The organism is Cyclobacterium plantarum (assembly GCF_011290685.1).
GTDB classification, from domain to species: Bacteria; Bacteroidota; Bacteroidia; order Cytophagales; family Cyclobacteriaceae; genus Cyclobacterium; species Cyclobacterium plantarum.
This window is the reverse complement of the sequence record NZ_JAANYN010000011.1, coordinates 14,814-41,453: the sequence shown is the minus strand read 5'-3', so window position 1 is coordinate 41,453 and position 26,640 is coordinate 14,814. Positions and strand designations below refer to the sequence as shown.

General features: G+C 44.8%; 28 protein-coding genes. 16 read left to right on the top strand and 12 right to left on the bottom strand.

Features of this window, described 5'->3' with window-relative positions:
* The first annotated feature begins 274 nt into the window (after positions 1-274).
* A complete protein-coding gene (locus G9Q97_RS20510; RefSeq protein WP_394353001.1) occupies positions 275-1,324 on the top strand; it encodes an amidohydrolase family protein in 1,050 nt (349 codons plus the stop codon).
* A gap of 319 nt (positions 1,325-1,643) precedes the next feature.
* On the top strand, positions 1,644-2,417 hold the full coding sequence (locus G9Q97_RS20505; RefSeq protein WP_166150352.1) for a hypothetical protein: 774 nt from the start codon (positions 1,644-1,646) through the stop codon (positions 2,415-2,417).
* Between the two features lie 134 nt (positions 2,418-2,551).
* Here the strand turns inward: G9Q97_RS20505 and G9Q97_RS20500 are convergent, their stop codons facing one another.
* From G9Q97_RS20500 to ubiE, 5 genes are read right to left on the bottom strand one after another with little or no spacing between them, the layout of a single operon-like run.
* Positions 2,552-3,322: a ThuA domain-containing protein gene (locus G9Q97_RS20500; RefSeq protein WP_166150350.1), complete on the bottom strand. Its 771-nt coding sequence runs from the start codon at positions 3,320-3,322 to the stop codon at positions 2,552-2,554.
* A 39-nt stretch (positions 3,323-3,361) separates the two neighbouring features.
* Positions 3,362-4,201, bottom strand: coding sequence for a M15 family metallopeptidase (locus G9Q97_RS20495; protein ID WP_317168791.1), 840 nt, complete (start codon positions 4,199-4,201; stop codon positions 3,362-3,364).
* Positions 4,202-4,209: 8 nt separating this feature from the next.
* Positions 4,210-4,971, bottom strand: a complete 762-nt coding sequence (locus G9Q97_RS20490; protein WP_166150348.1) for an SDR family NAD(P)-dependent oxidoreductase — start codon at positions 4,969-4,971, stop codon at positions 4,210-4,212.
* Positions 4,972-5,031: 60 nt separating this feature from the next.
* The gene (gene porT / locus G9Q97_RS20485) at positions 5,032-5,811 is read right to left on the bottom strand and encodes a type IX secretion/gliding motility protein PorT/SprT (protein WP_166150346.1); all 780 of its coding nucleotides are present in this window, start codon (positions 5,809-5,811) and stop codon (positions 5,032-5,034) included.
* Positions 5,760-6,482 carry a bifunctional demethylmenaquinone methyltransferase/2-methoxy-6-polyprenyl-1,4-benzoquinol methylase UbiE gene (gene ubiE / locus G9Q97_RS20480; protein WP_166150344.1) on the bottom strand — a complete coding sequence of 241 codons (723 nt, stop codon included), beginning with the start codon at positions 6,480-6,482 and terminating at the stop codon, positions 5,760-5,762. Before ubiE ends, porT begins: the two co-directional genes overlap by 52 nt.
* A gap of 116 nt (positions 6,483-6,598) precedes the next feature.
* Between ubiE and yihA the strand changes: the two genes are divergently transcribed.
* The 3 genes from yihA to G9Q97_RS20465 are packed head-to-tail and all read left to right on the top strand — an operon-like array spanning position 6,599 to position 8,029.
* Positions 6,599-7,204: a ribosome biogenesis GTP-binding protein YihA/YsxC gene (yihA, locus tag G9Q97_RS20475; protein ID WP_166150342.1), complete on the top strand. Its 606-nt coding sequence runs from the start codon at positions 6,599-6,601 to the stop codon at positions 7,202-7,204.
* A 58-nt stretch (positions 7,205-7,262) separates the two neighbouring features.
* Positions 7,263-7,709, top strand: a complete 447-nt coding sequence (locus G9Q97_RS20470) for a DUF5606 family protein (RefSeq protein ID WP_166150340.1) — start codon at positions 7,263-7,265, stop codon at positions 7,707-7,709.
* A complete protein-coding gene (locus G9Q97_RS20465; RefSeq protein WP_317168790.1) occupies positions 7,706-8,029 on the top strand; it encodes a hypothetical protein in 324 nt (107 codons plus the stop codon). Before G9Q97_RS20470 ends, G9Q97_RS20465 begins: the two co-directional genes overlap by 4 nt.
* Positions 8,030-8,035: 6 nt before the next feature.
* On the opposite strand, the gene fbp is transcribed toward G9Q97_RS20465, so the two are convergent.
* Positions 8,036-9,052, bottom strand: coding sequence for a class 1 fructose-bisphosphatase (gene fbp, locus G9Q97_RS20460; protein WP_166150338.1), 1,017 nt, complete (start codon positions 9,050-9,052; stop codon positions 8,036-8,038).
* Between the two features lie 55 nt (positions 9,053-9,107).
* Between fbp and G9Q97_RS20455 the strand changes: the two genes are divergently transcribed.
* Complete coding sequence (locus G9Q97_RS20455) at positions 9,108-10,391, top strand: aspartate kinase (RefSeq protein ID WP_166150336.1); 1,284 nt, start codon at positions 9,108-9,110, stop codon at positions 10,389-10,391.
* On the opposite strand, the gene G9Q97_RS20450 is transcribed toward G9Q97_RS20455, so the two are convergent.
* Positions 10,388-11,263: a fructosamine kinase family protein gene (locus tag G9Q97_RS20450; protein WP_166150334.1), complete on the bottom strand. Its 876-nt coding sequence runs from the start codon at positions 11,261-11,263 to the stop codon at positions 10,388-10,390. The genes G9Q97_RS20455 and G9Q97_RS20450 overlap by 4 nt on opposite strands.
* Entirely contained in the window at positions 11,250-11,741 is a 492-nt protein-coding gene (locus G9Q97_RS20445; RefSeq protein ID WP_166150332.1) for a low molecular weight protein-tyrosine-phosphatase, read from the bottom strand. Before G9Q97_RS20445 ends, G9Q97_RS20450 begins: the two co-directional genes overlap by 14 nt.
* Before the next feature lie 270 nt (positions 11,742-12,011).
* Here G9Q97_RS20445 and G9Q97_RS20440 point away from each other — a divergent pair, with 270 nt between their 5' ends.
* From G9Q97_RS20440 to G9Q97_RS20420, 5 genes are all read left to right on the top strand, one after another.
* Entirely contained in the window at positions 12,012-12,641 is a 630-nt protein-coding gene (locus G9Q97_RS20440) for a peroxiredoxin (RefSeq protein ID WP_073095534.1), read from the top strand.
* Positions 12,642-12,759: 118 nt separating this feature from the next.
* Positions 12,760-13,428, top strand: coding sequence for a glycosyltransferase family 2 protein (locus G9Q97_RS20435; RefSeq protein ID WP_166150330.1), 669 nt, complete (start codon positions 12,760-12,762; stop codon positions 13,426-13,428).
* A 76-nt stretch (positions 13,429-13,504) separates the two neighbouring features.
* Complete coding sequence (locus G9Q97_RS20430) at positions 13,505-15,439, top strand: heavy metal translocating P-type ATPase (protein WP_166150328.1); 1,935 nt, start codon at positions 13,505-13,507, stop codon at positions 15,437-15,439.
* Positions 15,440-15,446: 7 nt separating this feature from the next.
* Entirely contained in the window at positions 15,447-16,019 is a 573-nt protein-coding gene (locus G9Q97_RS20425; RefSeq protein WP_166150326.1) for a pyridoxamine 5'-phosphate oxidase family protein, read from the top strand.
* 96 nt (positions 16,020-16,115) lie between these two features.
* Positions 16,116-17,069, top strand: coding sequence for a sugar phosphate isomerase/epimerase family protein (locus G9Q97_RS20420; RefSeq protein WP_166150324.1), 954 nt, complete (start codon positions 16,116-16,118; stop codon positions 17,067-17,069).
* On the opposite strand, the gene G9Q97_RS20415 is transcribed toward G9Q97_RS20420, so the two are convergent.
* The 4 genes from G9Q97_RS20415 to G9Q97_RS20400 all read right to left on the bottom strand — a co-directional run bounded on the left by G9Q97_RS20415 (position 17,066) and on the right by G9Q97_RS20400 (position 21,255).
* Positions 17,066-17,644: a LutC/YkgG family protein gene (locus tag G9Q97_RS20415; protein WP_166150322.1), complete on the bottom strand. Its 579-nt coding sequence runs from the start codon at positions 17,642-17,644 to the stop codon at positions 17,066-17,068. The genes G9Q97_RS20420 and G9Q97_RS20415 overlap by 4 nt on opposite strands.
* The gene (locus G9Q97_RS20410; protein ID WP_166150320.1) at positions 17,641-19,017 is read right to left on the bottom strand and encodes a lactate utilization protein B; all 1,377 of its coding nucleotides are present in this window, start codon (positions 19,015-19,017) and stop codon (positions 17,641-17,643) included. The genes G9Q97_RS20415 and G9Q97_RS20410 overlap by 4 nt, the downstream gene beginning before the upstream one ends.
* A gap of 13 nt (positions 19,018-19,030) precedes the next feature.
* Complete coding sequence (locus tag G9Q97_RS20405; protein WP_166150319.1) at positions 19,031-19,759, bottom strand: (Fe-S)-binding protein; 729 nt, start codon at positions 19,757-19,759, stop codon at positions 19,031-19,033.
* A gap of 383 nt (positions 19,760-20,142) precedes the next feature.
* Positions 20,143-21,255: a Fic family protein gene (locus G9Q97_RS20400; protein WP_222852043.1), complete on the bottom strand. Its 1,113-nt coding sequence runs from the start codon at positions 21,253-21,255 to the stop codon at positions 20,143-20,145.
* 1,034 nt (positions 21,256-22,289) lie between these two features.
* Between G9Q97_RS20400 and G9Q97_RS20395 the strand changes: the two genes are divergently transcribed.
* From G9Q97_RS20395 to G9Q97_RS25420, 5 genes are all read left to right on the top strand, one after another.
* On the top strand, positions 22,290-23,387 hold the full coding sequence (locus tag G9Q97_RS20395) for a BF3164 family lipoprotein (RefSeq protein ID WP_166150317.1): 1,098 nt from the start codon (positions 22,290-22,292) through the stop codon (positions 23,385-23,387).
* Complete coding sequence (locus G9Q97_RS20390) at positions 23,388-24,101, top strand: hypothetical protein (protein WP_166150315.1); 714 nt, start codon at positions 23,388-23,390, stop codon at positions 24,099-24,101.
* Between the two features lie 157 nt (positions 24,102-24,258).
* On the top strand, positions 24,259-24,504 hold the full coding sequence (locus G9Q97_RS20385) for a hypothetical protein (protein WP_166150313.1): 246 nt from the start codon (positions 24,259-24,261) through the stop codon (positions 24,502-24,504).
* Between the two features lie 60 nt (positions 24,505-24,564).
* Positions 24,565-25,875, top strand: a complete 1,311-nt coding sequence (locus G9Q97_RS20380) for a BF3164 family lipoprotein (protein ID WP_166150311.1) — start codon at positions 24,565-24,567, stop codon at positions 25,873-25,875.
* 215 nt (positions 25,876-26,090) lie between these two features.
* Positions 26,091-26,249 carry a DUF4143 domain-containing protein gene (locus G9Q97_RS25420; protein WP_222852042.1) on the top strand — a complete coding sequence of 53 codons (159 nt, stop codon included), beginning with the start codon at positions 26,091-26,093 and terminating at the stop codon, positions 26,247-26,249.
* Positions 26,250-26,640: the final 391 nt, after the last annotated feature.

Sequence of the window (26,640 nt, the reverse complement as noted above, 5' to 3'; positions counted from 1 at the left end):
CAAGGTCAATCCTTCCAGCTCCCTAAAATCAGGGCAAATATCATCAATTATTCCCGGGGGATAAAACTGAACCTGTTTGCTGCAGTCTGGGATTTGCCTTGAATATTTTTCACCTTAATTTTTAAATTCAGAGTTTTTACAGAAATCCATATTAAATTAAAGCCTTTATTCACTTATTGTTTTCATGATGATAAAATTTACCCCCTGCTTTGCTTTAAAGTTATGTTTCGTTTTGATATTTTCCTTTCATTCTCCGGTGCTGAAAGCCCAGGAAATGGGTTTTGAAGAATACAATCCTACGTCTACCCTGGTAGTACCTGAAAATCCGGTAATGCGTGCCAAATTTCCCTTTGTGGATATCCATAGCCACCAGTGGAACGTTACCCAGGAATTGATTCATCGCCTGGTAGCCGAAATGGATGAGTTAAATATGGCCACCATGGTTAACCTCAGCGGAAAAGGTTTTGCCCGTAGCAGGGCAGAAATCGATGCGCAGGAATACCTGAATTCGATGATCCGCCGGTTCAATGGCGTGGCCCCAGGCAGATTTATCGTTTTTACCAATTTGGGCTTTGAAGGTTTTGGCAGTGAGGAATGGGTGGAAAAAGCAGTGGCAGAACTGGAAACTGATGTGGAAAACGGGGCCAATGGATTGAAAATCTACAAAAGCCTGGGGCTATCGGTAAATGATATCAATGGTAACCGTGTACCCATAGACCATCCTGATCTGGATCCCATCTGGGCCAAATGTGGTGAACTGGGAATACCCGTTCTGATCCATGCTGCCGATCCGGCACCCTTCTGGGAACCCATGGATGCCAATAACGAGCGCTGGCTGGAGCTGAAAATCAATCCCAATCGTAAAAGAGGCGCTGATAATCCGGCTCCCTTCGAGCAGATCATTGCCGAACAGCACCATGTCTTCCGAAAGCATCCCGGTACCACTTTTATCAATGCTCATATGGGCTGGATGGCCAATGACCTGGCCAAAGCGGGAAAGCACCTGGAGGAATACCCCAATGTTAATTTCGGTATTGGGGCGGTAATCGCCGAGTTTGGCCGGCAGCCCAGGATGGCCAGGGAATTTTTCATCAAGTACCAGGACAGGGTTCTGTTTGGGAAAGACGCCTACAACAAGGAAGAATTTTATACCTATTTCCGGGTTTTGGAGACCGCAGATGAGTACTTCCCCTATTACAAGAAATACCATGCCTTCTGGCGCATGTACGGACTGGATCTTCCGGACGAGGTGCTGAAAAAAGTGTATTACAAGAATGCCTTGCGCATCATCCCAAATATGGATGCCAGTTTGTTTCCGGAATGATGGGAGCTATTTTTCTGGTGTGTTTTTATATGGTGATAACCCATTTCTTTCTGTGCTTGAATAATCAGCTTTTCGCTTAGGGAAGAAAGATTCATAGGGTAATCTTATAGTAGCCTTTTATTAGATAATATTCTTTGATATCTTCATAACAATTGGAAAAATCCTGACCATAAGCAGAAATAATACATGTAGTACGCCAATAAGTGGCTCACACAACACTTGTTGTTGATAGTCATTTTTGTCCTCGATGGACGGGTAAAAGCTCCGGCAACCCCAATATGTTTAGCTGTAAGCCATAAAAGAAATAAAACAGCCTAAAATGGGAAGAATACATTTATTTGAGTTTGAAGATCAAAATTGGTTTCCCTCTTTTTTAAGGAGCTATTTGACCGATTTTTTACAATTCTTATCAAACAAGTCAGGAATGTATAAACCTATTATTCCTATCCTGGTAGGATCATTAAGAAAAAACCATACAGACACAATTATTGACCTCGGGTCGGGCGGGGGTGGTGGGCTTTTAGGGCTGAACAGAGAATTAAAGAAAATGATACCGGATCTAAAAATTATTCTGACGGACTATTATCCTAATTTAACTGCTTTTGAACACACCAAAAAACTTGCTGATAACTTCGATTATGAGGTAAAATCTGTTGACGCAAGAAATGTTCCTTCTGAGCTTAAAGGGCTAAGGACTCAATTTCTTTCATTTCATCATTTCAAACCAATTGATGCCAAATTAATTTTACAAAATGCAATTGACGCAAATAGTGGTATTGCCATATTTGAAGCACAAGAAAGAAGCCTCCCAAGTATTACGGCAATGCTATTTTCGCCAGTTACTGTTTTATTGGCAACCCCTTTTATTGCTCCCTTTAAATTAAACAGAATTATTTTTACTTATCTTATTCCAATTGTTCCAATATGCGTCCTTTGGGATGGTGTAGTTTCCTCATTAAGGACCTATTCTCAAAAAGAAATGGAAAAACTTATTAGTGAATTAGATGGGTCAGAAAAATATAATTGGAAAGTGGGAAAAATAAATTCAGGACCTTTAAAACTTTTATATTTAACTGGAACGGCAAAGTACTAACGGTATTTACCAATATTTTTTGGATCTGGGCGATGAGACGTTAAATGACAAACCTTTACCTGACTTAAAAATTGGCCCAGAACAAAGAAACCCTCCGGAGAGGGTTTCTTAAATGATTGAATGATTAACTCTTTCTAAAAAGGCTTGCCCAAAGCCGCATACCAGATGCCCCCATACAGGTGGTCTAGAAAATCGGCATCTTCAAAGGCTTCTTCCACATGGCCAAGGCCGGTGTAGAAAACCCTTCCTCCATCATATTCATGGTACCAGGAAATGGGATGCACGGCACCCATGCCCATTTTATTGCCGTTTCGCTCACCTACTTCGTAGGAAGTCTCATCCAGCTGTACCAGGATATTGACATCATCATTGAAGTTTTTAAACTCATACCATTCATCGGTACGCAGCCACTTGTCATTCAGGTGGTAGGTAGCGGGATGATCCCGATTGACCACTTGCATCCTGGCGGTTTGCTGCTGGGGATGGTGATTAAACTGCCCGCCGATGAGCTTGGTATACCAGGGCCAGTCATACTCCGTATCGGTGGCACTGTGTACCCCAACCACGCCCTTGCCACTTTGCACAAAGCGTTCAAAAGCAGCTTTTTCATCCTCATTGAAAATGGTGCCTGTGGTACTCATCAGGATGATCACATCATAGCGCTCCAGGTTCTTGTCATTGACCTGTCCGGCATCTTCTGTAGCATAGACCTGAAAACGGTGCTTTTGTCCCAATTTTTTAATGGCTGACACTCCTTCCGGAATGGATTGGTGACGGAAGCCCGATGTCTTGCTGATCACCAAAGCCCGGAATTGCTGGGCCTGACTGAGAGCAGGCAACAGGATCAGGGCCAAACCTAAAGCAAGGATGCTTAAGGCTTTGAGTTTATTGTTTATTGAATGCATAGGTTGTATTAATTATTTTAAAGGACGATTATACAATTATTATTTCACAATGTCGAATTTCTCTCCGGCAACTTTTCTGCTATAGGCATTAAAGTGCCACCATTCTGATCCTATACCCGAAAATCCCGCAGCCAGCATGACCTCTCTCAGGATCTTTCTGTTCGCAACCTGCTCTTCACTGATCTTGCCGGATGCCAACATCTCTTCCTCCCTGTCCGGATAAGCGGCATAACCAAAAAAATCATAGCCTGTACCCATATCCAAAGGTTCGCCGCTTCCTGCATAAGCCAGGGTCAGGTCCACCGCCACCCCAAAATTATGCAAACTGCCTTTTTGTGGATCGGCTACATAAAGGGGTTTGATGCTGTCGGGTTTGTCCAGCTCATCCCATAGAATCTGCTGCACCGATTGTGGCCTCACCGCATCATAGACCAAAAAGGTAAGGTCGGGATGCCTGGACTTCAGTTCCCGGTAAGCATTTTTCAGCATCTCCCCCACTTCCGGTTGCATGTAGCACCTGCTGAGTTCTCCGTAAACATCCTTGCCAAAAAAGTTATCCTCCGTGGAATACTTTAGTGCTACCTTCACTTCAGGGAGCAGCTCCTGAATATTGACCAAACCCGCATCGATGAGCCGCTTTTCCAATTTGCCTGTATCCAGTGCAGCCATTGTATGTGCCTCCAGTACAGTTGTATCGTGATGCTTTGCGACAAGGTCTGCTTCGGTAAGCTTGTCCTCAGGATGTTCTTTTTTACCTGAACTGCATGCCAATAAGGGGAAAAGCAGCAAGCAAATGAATTTGGCTTTCCTAAGTTTTTCAAAGGCCATATGGAAGCTCGCAGGCTTCAAAATCATCCTTCCGGGTGAAATTCTCTTCATGCTTAATTTCATGAATCGTTTTTGTTCAGCAGGGTGGTGCTGGCCTGGGCTGTGGGCAATACGATCACATCGGCCAGTACCACATGTGGAGGCCGTGTGACTGCAAAGCGTACCACGTCAGCAATGTCCTCTGCTTTCAGGGGCTGGAAGCCCTTGTACACATTAGCCGCTTTTTGGTCATCACCCTTGAAGCGAACCAGGGAAAACTCCGTATCCACTAATCCCGGGTTGATCGCCATGACTTTGATACCATAGGGGTTCAGGTCCAGGCGCATGCCGTTGGTGATGGCATCTACGGCATGCTTGGAGCCACAGTAAACATTGCCTTTGGGGTATACTTCTTTGCCTGCAGTGGAACCAATATTGATGATTTGGCCGCTTTTTCTGGCCACCATTCCTGGAATGATTTTTTTGGACACGTATAGCAGTCCTTTTACATTGATATCCATCATGGCATCCCAGTCTTCCTCACTACCCTCATGTATGGGATCCAGGCCGTGGGCATTGCCGGCATTGTTGATTAGCACCTCAATGGCCTGCCACTCTTTGGGAAGGGAGTCCACTGCAGCGTACACAGCCTGCTTATCCCGTACATCAAAGACCAGGTATTGGTAGGGCGTACCGGAGGGTAGTTCGTCCTTAAGTTGTTCGAGTCTTTCTTTTCTACGGCCACAACCGATAATGGCAAAGCCCTCCTGAGCCAGGTAATGGGCACAGGCTTTCCCGATACCGGAAGTAGCGCCGGTGATAAATGCTATCTTTTTTTCCATGAGGGAATTTAAAATTTTTCCCCGGAGATAAAAAGCCAATAGCCCTTCTTCAGGCAGGTTTTACTGAAAATTCAGGTAAAGGGTGATGGATTTGCGCCGGATATCACTGATGGCGCCGGCCAATCTTTCGTCGGAATGTCCGGGTTGGTACAGGTTCATCAAACCATGGGAAAAACGTATTTCGGGCGAAAATTTAAAGTACTGAAAATACAAATCAAAACCCAAACCCATCTCAACTGCCAGATCTTTACCCTTCAGCACCACGGGGTCTTCGTTGGCTTCTTCCTGGTTTTTGGTACGGATCTGCCCGTTCAGGCCTCCAACAAAAAACATTCGGGTGTTGTTAAAGCGCTCAGATTTGTATTTGACCAAAAGGGGGAATTCTACCAGTGTCTCTTCTGTAAGCAGGGGAACGGTGCTGATTCCAATTCCATTGGCAGCATTGCCATCATCAGTAAAGAGCTGCAGTTCGGTCCGGTATTCATAAAAACCTACCTTAGGAGTAAATATTACGTTTACCTGATCGTGCAACCTCCCGGTTACCAGAAAACCCAGTGCAAATCCGGGAGAGAAAACTGGCATAATGGCCCTAACATTATCCAGTCCTGGGTAAGTGGGGTCCATAAAATTATCTGAATATTTGATCCTCAGACTGCTGTTGTGTGCGGCAAGGAAAAAGCCATAGGATAGCGATTGATCATCACTACCTGAGCGATTGAATATCAGGCTTTTCTGCTGTGCCTGTAGTTGAAAAGCAAAGGTGATCAGCAAAAGAAAGGCAAGCGGGCTTACTTTATGCCAGTGTATATGGAACTGATGCCAAATGTGAGTGTTTTGCATTGCGTTTTTTTGAAACCTACCTTTTCCAGAATGTCAAGAAAATCCCTTCCATCCGGAAAAGCCTTTACCGATTCGGGCAAATAGGTATAGGCAGATTGGTCTTTAGAGATGATTTTACCGATTTGAGGCAAAATATATCTAAAATAAAAGGAATAAGCTTGCTTCATAGGGAATTTTTTTGGTTTGGAAAATTCCAGAATGACCGTTTTTCCACCTGGTTTCAATACCCGGTGCATATCGGTCAGTCCTTTTTCCAGATTTTCAAAATTCCTGACACCAAAAGAAACGATCACAGCATCAAACTTATTTTCCTCAAAGAGCAACTTTTCTGAATCTCCGAGTTGGAGTTCAATGAGGTGATCCAGTTTTCTTTGCTTCATTTTCTTTCTGCCTTCATTGAGCATACCCTCGGAAATGTCCACACCGATAACCTTTTCCGGTTTCAAGGCCAGGGCTTCAATGGCAAAATCACCTGTTCCGGTGGCAATATCCAAAATCAGACGGGGCTTGTCATTTTTGAGCAGGCGGATGGCTTTCTTCCTCCATATGATATCTATTCCAAGGCTCAGGAGATGGTTCAGCAAGTCGTACTTTTTGCTGATATTGTCAAACATGCTGGCAACCTGCTGCTTTTTGCCTCCTTTTTGATCTTTGTATGGGACTACGGACATGGTTATTATTTTCGCTACAATATTACTAAGTAAACCTGAGCAAAGGAAAATTGTTAATGATTTATTGGCAGGCAGCTGTTTGCGGAAATTGCTTACCTTTGTAAAAAAAACAGGACATGTTGAAAAACGCACGCTTTTTAACCAGTAATACGGACCACAAAAAATGCCCTCCGGCAAACAGGCCGGAATTTGCCTTTATCGGCCGGTCAAATGTGGGCAAAAGCTCGCTGATCAATATGTTAACCAATCACAAGCACCTGGCGAAAATTTCGGGAAAACCTGGAAAGACCCAACTGATCAATCATTTTGATATTGACGGGCGTTGGTACATGGTGGATCTTCCTGGATATGGTTTTGCCAAGGTAAACAAAAAGCTGAAATCAGACTGGGATAAAATGATCCGCGCTTACCTTACGGAAAGAGAAAACCTTGCTGCGGTATTCGTCCTGATAGATAGCAGACACGGTCCACAAAAGATTGACCTTGATTTTATTCAGTGGTGCGGGCAACTACAGCTCCCGGTGGTATTGCTTTTTACCAAGGCAGACAAGCAGTCACATTCCAGAACTTCAGAAAATGTCCATCAGTTTTTGGATGAAATGGAAAGGTTATTTGTGGAATTGCCCGAGTTTTTTGTTACTTCAGCCGTTACTTTTGAAGGCAGAGAGGAATTGATCCAATTTATTGAAGAAAATGTAACCGAATATTATGAAGCTGGCTAGGCAGCTTGGCCATTCCTGGGGAAACCTTATATTTGCAGCCTGAAAACAAAAAGTTACCATGGAATTTAAAGACATTGCTACCGTTTCCGGAAAACCCGGTCTTTATAAAATATTGAAGCCCAGCCGCAGCGGGGTAATTTTGGAATCGCTTGACGATAAAAAGGGCAAAATGGTGGTGGGGGCCGCCCAAAGGGTTTCCTTGCTGAGTGAAATCTCCATCTACACCCTTACCGAGGAAGGTGCCACCTCTCTGAAGGAAGTGCTGATCAAAATAGAAAAGGAATTTGAAGGGGATACCGGACTGGAAGGAGCAGACAAAGATGAATACCAGGCTTTTATGAAGCATATCCTTCCGGAATTCGATGCAGACCGCGTTTACGCCTCTGATGTAAAAAAATTGATCAGCTGGTACCATATCCTTCGCAAAGAATGTCCCGAGGTATTGGAGGAGAAGCCAGAGGGAGATGAGGCGAAAGATGATGAATCGGAAAAGGACAAATCGTGATTGATCCGGAAAATAAGGATATAACCGATATACAATCAGGAGCAGCAGACCTGGAAGAGCTGCTGCAATTGCCCGCTCTTCCCCGGGTCACTGACCGTCAAAGTCTGATAATGGCCATAGTACCGCATGTGAGTCAAATGCTCAACAGAGATTTTGAAAAACTGCTACAACTGTGCTACCGCCTGGATCTGGGAGAGCAAAAACTCCAGGAAATCCTTACCGAAAGTCCTCCTGAAGAAGTAAGCCTTCTGCTTTCCACAGCCATAGTTGACAGACAATTATTAAAAATATATTACCGCAATAAATACCGCTCTGTCTGATTGCAGTTAGCCGCCCAAAGCTTCCTCCAGTCCCTTAACCATATTTTTTGATCCGATAAAAAGCGGGGTACGTTGGTGCAGGCTCTTGGGTTCGATATCCATTATGCGTTGCTTGCCATCGGAAGCCGCTCCCCCCACCTGTTCGGCAATAAAAGCCAGGGCATTGGCCTCATACATCAGCCTGATTTTACCTTCTTTTGCCTGAGTTGTGGCAGGGTACAGGTAAATGCCGCCTTTCAGTAAATTTCTGTGAAAATCAGCCACCAGACTGCCTATGTACCGTGCAGAAGCACCCTGTCTTTTGCAGGCTTCCAGGTAGGATAAGATATTGGTGTTAATATGAGGGGTAAGCCCTTCGTTGATGGTGTAGATGGCACCATCTTCGGGCATGCGCATTTCCGGATGGGAAAGAAAAAACTCTCCAAGGGACCTCTCGTAAGTAAAGCCATTTGCACCTTTTCCGGTGGAATACACCAACATGGTAGAAGAACCGTACAATACATACCCTGCAGCCACTTGATCGGATCCCTTCTGCAAAACATCTTTTTCCTGAATGGGAGAACCTGAAGGAGTCTGCCGGCGGTAAATGGAAAAAATGGTACCTATAGATACATTGACATCAATATTGGAAGAACCATCCAGGGGATCTATAGCCACTATATATTTTCCCTTGCTGTTGTGCAGGTCAATGACCAGGTCTTCTTCCTCTGACACCACCGCACAGACTTCCCCTCCCTTGGTCAGGGCACGGGTAAAACGGACATTGGCTACCACATCCAGCTTTTGCTGCTCCTCTCCCTGTACATTGGTCTGTCCAAACGCTCCGGTTACATCCGAAAGCCCGGCCCGGCTGATTTCCCTGGAAACAATTTTTGATGCCAGGGCTATATCCCTTAAAATCTGCGAAAGTTCACCCGTGGCGTAAGGGAAATCGGCTTGTTTGCTTTTAATAAATCTGTCTAGTGTAACCCCAACTTTATAAGCAAGGTTTCCGGTGTCTTGTTTGTAAGGCTGTGTCTTCATACCTTTGAAGATAATTCATTATCATCAATTTATTCGCTTTTTCTAACCATTTTTCATGATTCAACCCCTGGTTTATAAATTTGGAGGTGCCTCCATTAAAGACGCAAACGCCATCAAAAACATCGGTGCCCTTGTCAAAAAACGCTGGACCACTGGCCTGGTCATGGTGGTTTCTGCCGCCGGGGATACCACCGACAGACTGGAACACCTGATCGATCTGGCCTTAAAGCAGCAAAGTTTTGACAAAGAACTGATTCAATTGCTGGATTATCATGAGGATATCTGCCGGGGGCTGTTCCACCCAGGTCACGGTGTTTTCGCACGGGTGGACAATCAATTTGCCCAATTGCGGAGAACGCTGGAAAACCTGTCCCTCAAAGCCGATGGGGATTTTTTTTATGACCAGGTGATCGGTTTTGGAGAACTGATATCAACCCGTATCATACAGGAATACCTGTGTGAGTTGGGTTGTGCCTGCCTCTGGCAGGATGCCCGTGAGCTGGTCCGAACGGACTCACAAACCAAAATGGCCAAAGTAGACTGGGCCCTGACCATGCAATATTGCAGGAGGGCATTGTTTCCCAAACTGGAAAAATTTCCCGTGGTTACACAGGGCTTTATTGGCACTGATTTGCTGGGAAACACCACTACGCTGGGCAGAGAAGGCTCGGATTTTACGGCTGCCATCATGGGTGTAAGCCTGGGGGCTTCTTCGGTCACGATTTGGAAAGATGTGGCTGGTATACTCAACGGTGACCCTGATATTTTTCCGGAAGCCGTCAAATTTGAATACCTGGACTTTGAAGAAGCGGCTGAAATGACTTATTATGGGGCCAAGGTAATTCATCCAAAAACCATCAAGCCACTTGCCAAGCACGGCATTCCCCTTTATGTCAAGTCCTTCCTCAATCCGGATGCAGCAGGAACAGTCATTGGTTCCTTTGGACAGGCACCCAGAATACCAATTACGATTTTTAAAAGCAAGCTCACCCTGATCGAACTGCGCATTCTGGACCTGTCCATGATCGGAGGTTTCCATTTTGAATTGATTTATGAGGTGGCCAAAAAAATGAATTGGCGCATACAGTTGGTGCAGGCATCAGCTGCCCACATCGCTGTACTTATCGATGATATGCCTTCCACAGAAGAGCAATTGGCCAGGCCCTTTAGGGAGGTTTTTAAGGTAAAAAGCAAAAGCGGACTGAAAATGATCACCGTGAAAAACCCTACTGTCGCTGAGCGGAGCCACTACCGGCAAGTGGCCGAAAAACTTTACCTGGAGCAAAACGGACCGGAATTGATACAATGGGTTTATGAGGAATCATCTCCCGAAGCTTAACCTGCAAATCGTTTTAGCGTCTTTTGTATGCCAGGCAGGTAGGCTTTTCCAAAAAGGTTGAGATGTACCAATAGGGGATACAGGTTGTACACAGGCACCCGTTCTTCAAAACCGGGTTCTAGTGGAAACACCTGCTGATAGGCCTCAAAAAAACCGTTGGTGGATCCCCCAAACAGCCGCGAAAAAGCCAAATCCATTTCCCTGTTTCCAAAATAAACCGCAGGATCGATGAGGGCAGGCAGCCCTTTTGAATCTACCATAATATTTCCAGTCCAGAAGTCACCGTGAAGCAATGCCGGTTTTTCTGAGGGGAAAAAGTCTTGCAATACATCATAAATGGATCGAAAATATTGAAGAAACTCCTGATCTATCAGTCCATTATAAAAGGCCAACTGCAGTTGGGGTTCCAGCCTGTTTTCAATAAAAAACGATGTCCAGGAAGATTTCCAGGTGTTTTTTTGGGGAAGAACGGCGATATAGTTGTCATTATCCAGGCCAAATTGCCTGCTGGTGCACATGTGCAACTCGGCCAGGCCTTCTCCCAGCCTGCTGGAGTAATCCGGTTTGGGAAATGAACTACTTATCCAATGCATCAGCAAATAATGCCTGTCTTCAAATTGCCCCACTGCCACTGTATCGGGAACATACAGGTTACAATTTTCCCGAAGCAAGTCCAAACCTTCACGTTCTCTGGGAAAGATATCTGCTTCCTGCTCAAAGTTGCTTTTCAAAAAAAAGGCTCCTTTTTCGGTATTTAGGTAAATGGCCTGATTCATGCTACCTGCCGCTACCAGGCGATAGTTCAGGATGCTGTTAGCTCCTCCGAAAACAGTCAGGCAAATATGGTCAAACAGTTCATCAGGAGAATCCATTTAGCTTGTGTTTCTGTTCAAGTTCCCGGATAAAACCGTCCAAAGATTCATCCAGGATATCATACACCTTTTGGAAACCATCCTCTCCACCGTAATAAGGATCCGGCACCTCCGGAAATTCGGCATTTTGCTGGAATTCCCGAACCAAATGGAGATTTTTTACAGGAAGCTGAACCTCATGAGATAGTTTTTTGATGTTTTCCAAATTGGAATAATCCATGGCCACCAGGTAATCAAAATCCCTGAAATCCGTGCGGTGCAGCTGTCTTCCCCTGTGGTGGATTTCAATGCCGTTGTTCCCGGCACAAGCCAGTGCCCTTTCATCGGCCAGCTCCCCAATATGGTAATCCGAAGTGCCACAGCTGTCTGCTGTAATCAGGTCTTTATAGTCCTTTTGGGAAATTTTATGATTGAATAAAGCCTCCGCCAAAGGCGAACGGCAAATGTTTCCCAAACAAATAAATAAAACCTTAATCATATAAATTCCGGTAATCCCCTTTTAATGATGTTTTTTCAGACAGCCATGGTTATCAAAATGTTAATTTAAAAAAATGAAAGCAGTATCCATATGAATCTCTTTAAATATTCCGTATTTTTGCGGTTTGTAAAAAATTACAAATATTCTGATAACAGAGAACCAAATCAGCGGTTTTGAAGTTGAAGAAGTATCGTTGGAAATTAGGAAAAAAACAATATAATTTTCTAAGATCAATCGTTAAATTATCTGTAAACAATTAAAATCTATTTTATGTCATTAGTTGGAAAAAAAGCACCTTTATTTAACGCCCCTGCTGTAGTGGATGGAGAGGAAATTGTTGAGAACTTTTCTCTGGAGCAGTACATCGGAAATAAAGATGTTGTTTTCTTTTTCTATCCAAAGGATTTTACATTCGTATGTCCCACTGAAATTCTGGCTTTCCAGGAAAAACTCGAAGCATTTGAAAAAAGAGGTGTGGCTGTAGTTGGAGCTTCCTGTGATACCGAAGAGTCTCATCTGGCATGGTTAAACACGCCAAAGGAAGAAGGTGGAATCCAGGGAGTAACCTATCCTATCGTAGCTGATCCGGTAAAAACCATTGCCCATAATTTTGGTGTATTGGCGGGAGACTGGAACTACAACGAAGAGGGAGAACTGACTTATGAAGGTCTTCCTGTGGCTTACAGGGCCACATTCCTTATCGACAAGGAAGGAACCATCAGACATGAAACCGTAAATGACCTGCCCCTGGGAAGAAACATCGATGAAATGCTCAGGCTGATCGATGCTTTGAGACATGTGGAAAAATTTGGAGAAGTTTGTCCCGCAAACTGGGAAGAAGGAAAAGAAGCCATGACTGCCAGTAGAGAAGGAGTCGCTTCTTACTTGTCTAAAAATTAATCCAGCCGATACCCATAACCTGAAGCCCTGCCTTCCGGCAGGGCTATTTTTGTTTTTACACATTTAAAAGGATAATTTTTACAACTTTTTGTTGAAATTGAAGGTTAATTAAGGCGATATGTCTAGTATACCGGAGATTTCTGTTTTGATTGCTACTTATAATACGCCGTTTCAGCAACTCCAAAGGGCTATCAATTCTGTTTTCAACCAAAGCATACAGGATTTTGAAATTATCCTGGTGGATGATGGATCCACTAATGATCCGGGTAAAAAGCTGGAAGCATTTTGCAAAAAACATGCATCCCGCATCCACTTTTTCCGACAGGAAAACAAAGGACAATCCAACGCTATCAATAAGGCTGTTGCTTTAAGCCAGGGTACCTTTCTTTCGGTTCTTGATGCGGATGATGAATACCTTCCCCAACACCTGCAGTCTTGTAAGGAACAAATGACTGTTTACGACTTAATCGCCTCCACCACCCAAACCATAGTTGATCAGCCCGGAGATTATTTTGTACCGGACAGGCTCGATCCTGAACGGCTGATCCATGTAGATGATTGTGTTTTATTTGCTACCCTCTTTGGGAAAAGGGAGGTATTCCTGAAGCGTAAGTTTATAGACGGCTATGGTGCCGATGCGGACTTTTATGATTGGGCAAAAAAACATTTTCGGTTAGGAAAAGTAGATTTGCGAACTTACGTTTATTACCGGAACAATCCGGAAAGTACCTGCGAACAAATGAAGGTTAAGTTAGGGAAAAAAAGCAATTCCCCTCAAATTAAATAAATCTGCACCTTTCTTTTTGCAATTTCTGTGCATGGTTTTTAATTGTACATTTGGCCAACGCTAAAATCCAAAGACAATGGAAGCTTCTTCCCCCGCTGTATCATGCTGCGAATCACCGCAAGCGAAAAAACCAAAAGAACCTGGTAAATGGTCCGGCTTATGGTCTATGTGGAGAAGCAGTATACTAAGTCTGGCCTCCCTGCTGCTGGCCATACTGGGGGAATACCATTTACCTACACATGTTGCCGGCATCAGTTTATGGCTGCCGGTATACCTGCTATCCTATGGTCTGGTTGGCTATCCGGTGTTGAAAAAAGGATGGGAGCTGATCCGGCAGGGAGAGGTATTTACTGAATTTTTTCTGATGGGAATTGCTACCATAGGAGCCTTTGCCATTGGAGAGTATCCTGAAGCTGTAGTGGTCATGCTTTTTTATACTATCGGCGAACTGCTTCAACACCAGGCTGTAAGTAAGGCAAAGGGGAATATTCAGGCACTTTTGGATATCCGGCCAGACCAGGCCAGAATTGTAAGGGAAGGAGAGCGGTTATGGGTAAAACCTGAAAATGTAAAAATAGGTGAGATCCTTGAAGTACAGGCTGGAGAAAGAGTACCTCTGGATGGGACACTGCTGCATCGCGCAGGAAGTTTCAATACTTCAGCCATATCAGGAGAAAGCATGCCGGCAATTATTCAGCCGGGTGAAGAGGTTTTGGCAGGTATGGTCAATCTTGAAAATCTGCTGACCATACAGGTATCCCGTACCTTTCAGGACAGCTCCCTGTCAAAAATTATCCGTACCGTTCAGCAGGCCATGTCCAAAAAAGCCAAAACGGAACAGTTTATCCGCAAGTTTGCCCGGATATACACCCCTATTGTTACTTATCTGGCCCTTGCCCTGGTGGTATTGCCCTATTTTTTTGTGACAGACTATCAATTCAGAGATTGGTTGTACCGGGCTTTGGTATTTCTGGTCATTTCCTGCCCTTGTGCCCTGGTGATTTCCATACCTTTAGGCTACTTTGGCGGCATTGGAGCGGCTTCCAGAAAGGGCATCTTGTTTAAAGGTTCCAATTACCTGGATCTGATCACCAAGGTCAATACGGTTATTTTTGATAAAACCGGTACGCTGACCAGGGGCGTTTTCTCCGTCAGCAAGATGGAAGAAATGGCGGGGGCGGACAAAGACTGGGAGCTTCTTGCTGCCTCCCTGGAAGCAAAGTCCAATCACCCCATAGCCAGGGCCCTGTTAGAATATGTGGAAGGAGAGCCTTACCCCGTTTCCGATTTAAAGGAGTATGCAGGGAAAGGTTTGTTGGGATTGGTGCAGGGTAAGCAAGTTTTGGTAGGCAATCAACCTCTGATGGAAAGCCATAACATCAAAGGGCTGTCTCAGGTAAATGGGGCTGAGGAGACATTAATTTTTTGTGCAGTAAATGATGTTTTATGCGGTTATTTTGTCCTGGCTGATCAGGTCAAGGAAGATGCAGCAGCGGCTTTTGATGCCTTAAAAAAGATGGGGATACACGAACTAATCATACTTTCCGGGGACAAGCGAGAGGTGGTCGAAGCTGTAGGAGAGGCGCTGTCAGCCAGGCAGGCCATTGGAGGACTTTTACCGGAAGACAAGCTTGTCATCCTGGAGAAGTTGAAACAAGAGCCGGGTAAACTAATTGCATTCGTAGGAGACGGAATCAATGATGCCCCGGCCCTTGCAGCAGCGGATCTGGGCATTGCCATGGGAGGAATGGGTAGCGACCTGGCCATAGAAACTGCAGACGTGGTGATCCAAACCGATCAACCATCGAGAGTGGCCCTGGCCATCCGCATAGGGAAAACTACTCGTCGCATTGTCTGGCAAAACATTGCACTGGCATTCGGGGTTAAATTCCTGGTATTAAGCCTGGGTGCAGCAGGTCTGGCAGGCATGTGGGAAGCCGTTTTTGCAGATGTGGGTGTGGCCTTGCTGGCCATACTGAATGCCATCCGGATCAATACCATTTACAATTGAAAAAAACATGCTTTTTAAAGAAACGGATTCGTTGGACGGTATTTGGGAAACGGTAATGCATGAATTGCATCGCGCTGTACTGGATAAGAAACATCCTTTTCGCTTTGTCACGTTGGCCACCCTTTCAGGCGATCAGCCCGATATGCGGTATGTGGTATTACGTGAAATGGATGAACAGCATCAATTTTACTGCTATACCGATAGCCGTAGCCAAAAAATAGTGCAGCTCAACAAAAATCCAACCTTAAGCCTTTTGTTTTACCATCCCAAAAAACGCTGTCAGGTAAAGGTGCATGGTACCACTGCCATCCATCATCAAAACAAGATAAGTCAAAAACATTGGCAAAAAGTACAGGGAGAGGCCCGGAAAGCCTATCAGGCCAGCATTGATCCCGCAAAAGAGATTGATGCCCCAACAGATGCCCATAACTGGGATGAAGAAAAAGACGACAGCCATTTCGTAGTGCTGGAAATTCAGCCCAAAATAGTGGAATGTCTGCAGCTCGATGGATTGCGCCATTTGAGGGCAATTTTCAAAAGGAAGGAAAATTCCTGGGCAGGCAGTTGGCTGGCTCCCTAAAGCTAACCCGATCTTCTGAAAGGCATTGTTGTTAAAAAATAAATGTAGTATCTTGAATTCCTATATTTACAGGTAGCATCATTTATTCAAAAAAACATGCATAACAGAAGAGATTTTATCAAAAAAACCGGATTAGCTACCGCTTTTTTCGGTTTGGGCCTGGGAAGTGAGGCTTTTGCTTTATCGCCCAAAGCATCCTTGTACAAAATATCCCTGGCCGAATGGTCAGTCAACAAGCTCCTTTTTTCCAAAAAAATGGATCACCTGGACTTTCCGATGCTGGCCAAAAAACATGGCATTCATGCCGTGGAATATGTCAACCAGTTTTTTATGGACAAGGCCAAAGACATGAGCTACCTCAGGGAAATGAAAAGTCGGGCAGAAGGAGAGGGAGTAACTTCGGTATTGATCATGTGTGACAGGGAAGGGCAGCTCGGAGCCGCTGATGCCGCTGAACGTATGGAAACAGTAGAAAACCACAAAAAATGGGTGGAAGCCGCCAAGTTCCTGGGTTGCCATGCCATCCGGGTAAATGGATACTCTTCTGTCGAATACAGCCAGGACAGAAAAGCATTTAGCGAATCCCAGAAACTGGTAGCAGATGGTTTGAGGCAACTTTGTGAATTTGCCGATACCATGGATATTGGTGTCACCATTGAAAATCACGGAGGCTTTTCCAGCAACGGCAAATGGCTATCTGGCGTAATGAAAGCTGCTGATCATCCCCGGGCAGGCACCTTACCGGATTTTGGCAATTTCCAGATCAGTCCTAACGATGGTAATCCCATTTCCTATGATTCTTACAAAGGGGTAAAGGAATTGATGCCCTATGCCCAGGGAGTCAGTGTGAAAACAACTGTATGGGATGGTAAAGGCAATCAGTCTCCTTTGGACTATGAAAAAATGATGCGCATTGTGCTGAAAGCAGATTACCACTCCTGGTGTGGCATTGAATACGGTGAAGCAGGTCGGGAATGGGAAAGCATTGTGGAAGTCAGGGAGCAGCTTGAGGCTACTGAAGCGGCACTTCAAGGCTCCTTTTCCGTTTAATCCAGCAAGAAAACGGTCATGCTGCGGGGACCATGTGCCCCGATAACCAATGATTGCTCAATATCGGCAGTCTTGGAGGGTCCGGCGATAAATACTCCATAGCCGGAATCCGATACATTGATCGATTGATATACCTCATGCATATTGCCCAGTAACCGGTCCTTCTTTAACAAAACGATCAGGTGCTGGGCAATAAATGGGAGGGCACGGTGTTTCAGGCTTTCCTCAGGAAGCCAGATGGCCGCATTTTCTGCCACGCCCCATTCTCCTTCCAGAATAGCTAATTCTACATGTTCCAGGTCATGAGGATCTTCTGCCAGAGCGATATCGTAATTCCCCTTCACCACTTCGGAAAGGGAGAGAATCATTTGGCTGTCCTGGAAATGTAATTCCAGGTAATCCCGGATTTCGGCAGGATCACTCACCTCCAGTGCCTCACCACCATTTGATTTGATACTGCTTTTATACCGTTCCACCAGATCGCCTTCAACGGGAAACTCCGGATGCTCCGGCAGGGGAAGCAAATCCGGTTTATTTTTTTGTATGGCTGCTAAAATGCTTTCTTTACTGCTCATTTATTCCTGTTTTTCTTGTACCAATCTTTGAAACTTTCCTTCGGTACCTCCGGTAGTTCCCGGTGTTTACCCCAGGCATTGAAACTGTTGTAGACAAAGCCTCTGGGGCTGATGGAAAGCGACTTTCGGGCCATTTTGCCCATCAGGTCAAAGAGTTTGGGTTTGGACATTACATTTCCTCCAAAGCGCATGGCCCATTTTTTGGATGGCTGGGAAGGGCCTTCTTTGGTGATCACCTGCCGCCACTTGTACAGCTGTTCGTGGATATTGATCTTTACTGGACATACATCCGAACAGGAGCCACAAAGGGTGGAGGCAAAGGGCAGCGTACTGTGTTTCTTCAGGTCCATACCCGGAGAGAGTATGGAACCAATAGGACCCGGTACGGTAGAGTTATAGCTGAATCCACTGCTCCTGCGGTAAATGGGGCAGGTATTCATGCAGGCACCACAACGGATACACTTAAGAGAATTTCTGAAATCTTCTCTGCCCAATTGCTTTGTCCTACCATTATCTACCAAAATCAGGTACATTTTCTTGTCTTTCCTGGGCCGGTGGAAATGCGAGTTGTAATTGGTAATGCTCTGTCCGGTAGCACTGCGTGCCAACAGCCTGAGGAACACCCCCAAATCTGCAGCTCTGGGAATCAATTTTTCTATGCCCATGCAGGCAATGTGGATATCGGCCAGGTGGGTACCCATATCGGCATTGCCCTCATTGGTACAGACCACAAAGCCACCGGTTTCGGCAATACCGAAGTTTACACCGGTAATGGCCGCATGGGCTTGGATGAATTTTTGCCTCAAATGCTGCCGGGCTGCCTCAGTGAGGTATTGGGGATCGTCCGAACCGGCCTCAGTGCCCAGGTGTTTGTGAAAAATATCCCCGATTTCTTTTTTCTTCAGGTGAATGGCCGGCATCACGATATGGCTGGGCACCTGCTTGTTAAACTGAATGATGCGCTCACCTAGATCCGTGTCGACCACGTCGTAGCCTTTGTCCTCCAGGAAATGGTTTAAACCGCATTCTTCCGTCAGGATGGATTTGCTTTTTACCAGCTGCTTCACCTGGTTTTCCTCCAGGATACGCAAAACATGCTCATTGTGCTCTTGGGCATCTTTGGCCCACAGTACCTCTATGCCGTTGGCTTGCGCATTTTTTTCAAACTGAAGCAGCAGGGTATCGAGATTGGAGAGCACATGGTCCTTGATCTGGGAAGCCAGGGTACGCAATTGTTCCCATTCCGGAATTTTCTGCGCAGAGGCGTCTCTTTTGCTTCTGACATGCCAGAGGGTGTCATCGTGCCAATGGCTCCTGTCAGTGTCTTTCAGGAATTCGGCTGCAGCATCCGCATGTGTCTGAGGAAGTTTCATTCGGTATCGGTCTTTAATTTTCGGGTGTATGCCCATTCAATATCTCTGCAATGTGCATGACTTTGATGGTTTTCTTTTCTCTGCGAAGCAGGCCTTCCAGGTGCATGAGGCAGGACATGTCTGCTCCGGTAATTACCTGAACCCCTTGTTGTTCGTGGTCTTTGATGCGGTCCCTGCCCATGTCGACAGAAACGGCCTCTTCAAAAACGGCAAATGTACCGCCGAAGCCACAGCATTCGTCCTTTCTTGTCAGCTGAACCAGGTCTATGTCCTTGACCATCTCCAGCAATCCCAGCGGTTTGTTAAATTCCGGTATCATCAACTCGGAAGGCTTGGCCAGGTGCAGACCCCTTAAACCGTGGCAACTGGCATGCAAACCAACACGAAAAGGGAAGCTGGCATCCAGGGTTTTTACCTGTAGTACATCGGTAAGAAATTCACACAACTCATATATTTTGGGTCCGCCTTCCTGGTCTGAAAGAATATGTTCTTTCGCATGCAGGGTACAGCTACCGGAAGGGCAAACCACATAATCGTAGGCTTCAAAATTTTTACGAAACAATTGGGCAGCACCCTCTCCATACTGCTGGTAACCGGAATTGGCCATTGGTTGACCGCAGCAGGTTTGTTCAAGGGGGTATTCCACTGTCACTCCGGCTTTTTCCAGTAACTGAAGGCTGGCAATGGCTGCATTGGGGTAAAATTGCTCTACGTAACAGGGAATAAATAATCCGACTTTCATTCAGGGCAGGTGTTATTGGCTATCTAACAAAATAAGGCTGCCTTTGTTGGCAACAGCAGATAAAGATAAGCATCAGAAGGTAATTCGCCAGTATTTTCATACCAAACTTTTCCATTCCGATGCTGGGCGGCTTACCGGGAAGGTAATCCTCTGTTTACTTAAACTCATTTTAAAAGTACGGTAAAACAAAAAAGCAACCATCCTGCACTGTGCTGATGGTAGGGGCGGAAGCAGGGATCTTTTGGAATCCGGAGTCTGCCTTACCTGAATGAATGCAATCTTTCGTTGTTGCATGCCGTTTTGGGAGGATTAGCTCAACGCTGTCTGGCTTGGCTATGCGCGGTGTCCCGAAGGGCATTGCGTATAGGTGTTATTACCTGCTGTTATTTTTCTTCCAATATTTTCAGCAAGTGATTGTTAAGGTATAATTTTTCTTTACCAACCCTCACTGATTGTAAAAATCCGTTTTTCTCCAATGCTAGCAAGTAATTCCCAACTGTTTTCGGATTACCTAGTTTTTCGTCAATCAAATGTTGACGTTTGGTGTATGGTAAACGAAATAAAATCTCTATTAAATCTTTGGAATATATTTTTGGTAGTTTCATTTTGATTTCGCTTCCAATTGCATCCATTGTTGTTATGATTTTATTCAATCTTTCCAAGCCTTTCCTTGCTGTCTCTTCAATCATATCCAACATATATAAAAGGTAGACTTCCCATTCGCCATTTTCGGTGACATCCTGCAATCTTTGATAGTATTCCGTTTTATTTTTGATGATATATCCACTCAAATATATGGCTGGTGTGTCCAATAAACCTGATAATTTGAGATATAGCAGTAATAAAATACGTCCTGCTCTTCCGTTACCATCAGAAAAAGGGTGTATAGCTTCAAATTGATAGTGCATTAAAGCCATTTTTATTAAAGGGTCAATGCTGTTATCCTCGTTGATAAATTTTTCCAGATTCGCTAATTTATCACGGATAACGGTTTCCCCACTTGGCGGAGTATAGATCACTTCCCCTTGCGTGTTGCTCAATGTTGTTCCTGGTGTAACACGTATAGAAGCTTTATTTCCTTTAACGCACTGGACTATTTTTATACAAAGGTTTGTCGTAATAAATGGCTTTTTTTTGAGCTGTTCCAGACCCAACCAAAGTGCCTCTTTGTAACTCAGCACTTCTTTAGTTGCAGCGTTTCCCACTTTTTTGTCCGCTACCATTGATTTGTAAAGTTCGTCATTGGTGGTAATAATATTTTCCACCTCAGAACTTGCCTTTGCCTCCTGTAAGTATATTGTATCTAAAAACAAAGTAGGGTTGGGCAAATTCATCAATGTTCCGTTCAGCATTGCCAGTGCTCTCCCTGCAGAAATAGTCTTTCGAAGTATTGTTTTGGTTTCAATGTCTGCTTTTGGCGGTAGCAGCGGCAGGTCATTGTATGGTATTTCTCTGTCAAATTCGCCCATTTTATCAAGGGTAAGTTTTACGCTCATACATCCAATAAGGGTAAAAATACACAAATTTTACACTTGTTTTACTGATATGGGTAAAAACTACTCTCGTTAGTTCATTGTCCTGCCATTTTTGTAATGATCTTGGTTTTCTGTCAAATACCCGATACTACTGGCTAACCGCAGGCATTGCGGTTATTTACCCTTTGGGCGGCGGATTTAACTTCCTTAAATATAGAAAAATTTTGAGAAATATCAACTAGCTTTTTCAGTACCATGCATCTTAGCCATTCAACCGATACTAAACAATAAAATCTGGATTCACGAATTACCGCTTATCCTGGTCCCCTAAGTTGGGCGAAGTTTGTAACTTCGCCCAACTATTTTCGAAATTGTAAACAGAAAATATGCACCAATAGGCCATTTTCAATGGCCTCTCCTTATCCGTCAACAAGACCAAGAACCCTTTACGAGGCACCTTTGTATTTTCCCTGAGCTGGGTGAGTTTGCAATTACAGCCCTGGTATCCACTGATGAACGAGCACCGGGGCACTTGTAATGCCGGATCCATTGAAAAGCTATATTGAATTTCTATCTATAAAACGGTCAGTTTTAGCCATTTCAAATGGCTTTCGGGCGGTTCCTATCTGTTTATGTTACCGAAGATAGCAGGGTGAAGTGACATACTTCACCCAGTCTCTATTCTTTTTACTGGTCTGGGTGTAGATTGCATCTACATCCCTTTTATCCTATTTTTCAACGCCGACGAGGCATTTGTAATGCCGGGTCCGTTGCACAGACCGTTAAAAAATCTTTCCCGGAAACGTGTACCTTTAGCCATTGCAAATGGCTTTAGGGCGGCTTTTTTCTTTCTACGATAGCGATGATAGCAGGGTGAAGTGACATACTTCACCCAGTAGCAGCAGCTCATTTTCAGCGAACGATACGAAAACCGATAGTAAGGAAAGCCCCTTTCCACCCATTGCATTTGATTTATAACGATTTAGTTATATATTGAGAAAGAATCTATTCGGCTCCCTATCTGCCGCTTAGCCTAACGCTAAATCATACTCCAAGTGTATACCATTAGCCGACTTCTGAATTGGACCGTCCATAAAACCCAGGCAGGCTTTCCCTCCCTTATTGTTGGCATCGCCCTATTTACCGCATGCTCGGAACCCCCACTTGGCGCAAACTTCAGGGAGTACTTTTCGAAAACAGAGGTAGTAGCGCTAAGTGGAGAAACGGTAGCTTTGACCGAAGGAGAAAAGCCGCTGAGTTACCTATTCAATATGACTTTTTTTGACAGCCTGATACTGGTCAATGAATTTCCGGATCGGGAGTATACCTACAAACTAATTAATTTGAGGGACAAGTCTGTCAGGCCATTTGGAAAAAAGGGAGAGGGACCTAACCAGTTGCTAAGCGATGCTTTTTATTTCTCGGTGGACCGGAAAGAAAACCTGCTCTATCTGACAGATCAGGTACACTATTACATCCATGACATCGATGACTTGAAAAGCGGCATGGATGAGCCCGCAGCGAAGTTTACCATCGATCAACAGGAAAAGCGCTTTATGGGGAGTACCGTCCATGTGGATGGATACATCGTAGGCAGCATGCATCACAAACGATTTTGTGCCTACAATATTGAAAGCGGGGAATTTATCGAAGTGGGTGAGTATCCGGGAGGGCCCTCCATGGCGATGGCCAACCAGTCATTTTTTATGAACCACCCCACAAAGAATTTGGCCGTATACGGCATGTCCAGGGTGCCGGAATTTGGGATTCTTACCGTTTTACAGGATACCATCGAAGTCAATAAATATGCTTGGGGAGATACGCCAATGGATGTGCAACATGGCCCGACGGGCATGCATGTCGTGGATAAGGAAGGATCTACCTTTGAATACACAGCTGTGGCGGTGACAGCCGACCATATTTATTTCCTGTACAATGGGAAGACCATCGATGAAACTTCCCGGGAAACCATCATCCAATCAGGTCTTTCCAATGAGGTATTTGTGTTGGATTGGGAAGGAAAGCCTGTAAAAAGATACCTACTGGATCAGCATGTCCGCTCCATCGCGGTAGATGATCAAGCCAAAATGCTGTATGCTGCTTCTTTTGAGAAAGAACCCGGTTTAATCGCCTATCCATTAAACAAACCTTAAATGATACGATTTTATTTACTTTTAGTAGTCCTTGCGCTATCCCATTTCGGGTATGCCCAGGAAGCCGGGGGTTCCAAAATTTTCAAACCACCTGGAAATGCAATAAAAGTTAGTGGCCAAACCAAAGTCGACCCCTTGCTAAAACCCCTAAAATTGGTGACGGTATTGGACCCAAAAGGCTCCTCAATTGACCGGGAACTGGAAGTTTGGAATGGCTTAATGGGCAGTATGGATAGGGATTCCATCGGCTATATTTTTCTGGTGCAGGACACGGAAGATATCGAACAGTTCAAGCGGTATTGGTTTACCGACCGGAAGATGGATTACCCCTTTTATTACGATACAGAGCGAAAGGTAATTGAGGCGAATGGGCTATCAATCGATAGTCCTGGGCAGACTTTACTGTTGGATGAAAATAACACCATCATTTTGTCAGGAGGCAGTCCTATCAATACGGATCCCTATAACCGCTACCGAGCCAAACTGTACAAACAGACCGTGGAAATGGGGATGGAAGGGGCCATAAGGGGAGTGATTGTAGAATTAACAGATACAGGTATGAAATGGTTTTATGCCAATGAGCCGGTCTACTTGACTGAGCAAGGAGAGGTGATACCTAAAAACCAGGCCGACGCGGGGATTCGCTCCAAAAAATGGGTTCCCGCCATCAGCCCGCTTTCGGACACCGTTCGTTTGGTTAAAAGGAGTCCTTAAGCCTCCACTAAATTCTGCCGGCGAAGAGCCGGTGCGGAGGCACATGGTGGCTCTCTTTCGAATAATGATGCGAAAGATGCTGTTTTCGTCACGGACAATGCCCATTCCATCACATAAATTTGACTAAATGGCCTGCCTCATGTATTGTTATAGCACTATGAAAATCCACCTAATTATCATTCCCTTTATCCTCGCTCTTTTTTCCTGCCAACCCCGGGAGGAAGGCAAAAAAATAATCCGCCAAATTCCGGAATCAGGAACCCTGAAATCCAGAGAAGTAGGCCTGGCCAATGCGGCACTTATGCCTTATAAAATCGTCGTGTCTGCTGACAAAGCCGAGGTCTTAGACCAGGGGAAAGAAAATCTATTCAAAGTCTATGACCTGCCCGATTTTTCCTTCTAGTACGCATTTGGCAACATCGGTGAGGGCCCCGATGAGTTCCAGTTTGTGAATGGAAATTCCTTGAAAATCCATGGGGAGCACCTCGTGGTGCTTTCGGGTACACAGTTGATCAAAATAAAACTGCATGCGGAAAAAGCAACCTGGGAAGAGCAACATACATTGATTTCCGATACCGGCGGGCCGATTAACGGGCTGCACCTGGTTAATGACTCCGTGTATGTTGCTGATATCGGGGATGCAAAACCGGGAGCACCGGAGCACCGCTTGGTCCACCTGGGACGAAATGAGGAATTGGTCCGATTCGGTGAATACCCAGAGCCAGCCGCATGGGAAAATAAGGATCAGGCAAACCTGTTCCGGGATTATGGGAAAAGAACGGTGGCCAACCCCGAAGATGGAAGGTTGGCGGCATTCTACTTGTTCCAAAATCAAATCAGATTGTATGGTGGAGATGGGGAACTTCTTCAGGGAATAGCCGTGGAGAGCTCCTCCAACAGCGCATCCGATGAGGAAATGTGGATTTACCGGGCGGATCCATTTGCCAGCAGGGAACGCATTTATGTGCTATATATAGGAATGCCCAAAAAGGAAGTGGAAGAGAATTCTCAGACCTTCCGACCCCACCTGGAAGTCTGGGATTGGGAGGGAAATTTACTGGACCGCTTTAGGCTGGACCAGCCTATCACTACATTTACTTACTCTGAGGAATTCAAAAAATTGTATGGGATTTCTTTTTTTAAGGAGGATGTGCTTTACGAATACGATTTAAATCAAGGCGTAATCACCGATAATGAGAAAGCGTCATCCGCCGGGAACGGGAAAAACAGCAAAGAACAAGACCCCATTCGTCAACCCGACAAGAAAATTATCGCGGAGAATGATTATTTCCGGATAGAACCGCCGGCAGGATGGAACTATCCCCCCAGCTGGACATTGGAAGAAAAGAAATCGGTGGGGGAGCGAGACGGTTTGTACCTCACAGGGGCAACTTTTGTCAGAGAAAACCCGGCTGATAAATCCGTTTGCGGCGCTTCGATGCAACTTACCGTTGGGGTTCCCAAAGAAGAAACATTTGATGTTGAGGAATATTTGTCTTCACGTGCAGAGGATTATCGATCAAACGACCAACTGGACGAGCTCTCTATTGAGAAACTGGCTAATGGGATAAATGGCTACACCATTACCTACAAACGCCGATTTGTGGATCCGAAGGGTGAAGCGTACCTTAGCACGAATGAACATACGCTCTTTGAAAAAGAGGGTCGGATAATTGTGACCAGATTTACCAGTTGTGACTTTTTTGAGCGGTACAAGGAAGTAGTTCGAAAAGCCTTTCAATCGCTGACATTGAAAGACGCCATGCCCGGGTAGTGAACATGGTTTGATCCGACCCCTAAAAAACCCGTTGCGAATTTTATTTATCCCTGCAATTTTAAATCAAATAATAAATTTGCAGGGATGATAGGGCGAAGCTTGTATTCGGAATTTTTGTTTTCGGTAACCCACTTTCCCGTTACCGGACTCATTGGACCGAGGCAGGTTGGCAAATCAACCTTTGCAAAATCCATTGAGTACTAAATGCTTTTTTGACAACAGAACTACCCTCATGGCATATCAATGTCAAAAAGCAACTGGTAAAATCTTCTAAAATTTATTTTCGGGATACTGCAAAGCTTCATTACCTCTTAGGCATTAAAAATTGGATCAAGCCCTTCAAGGGCGAAATACCAAAGCGATGGGTGTAAGCCCATCGTGAATTGATAGCCGATTATTCGTAAGCCCTGGAAGGGCGGGATATGTTTTTATCCAGGCCGATTCCATACCTTAGAACCATTTAAAATAGGTTTACAAGAAAAAGTGAAAATTACACCCATACGCTGAATGTAAAATTTTATCTCTGGCTGGGTGAGTATGCCTCCTCACCCTTGTATTTTCGATGATGTCAACCTGATGGTACCGACCAAAAGCCATTTGCACTGGCTATGCACATCCATTTTCAAAAATCCTTATCCATTTACGCATTTCTAATGCAATCCGGCATTGCAAGGGCCTAAAACTAATAAAGAACCGTATTACCCAGATGTTCAACAGATTAATGCCGCATATATCAGGATATCACCGTTGTAATTATTGGAA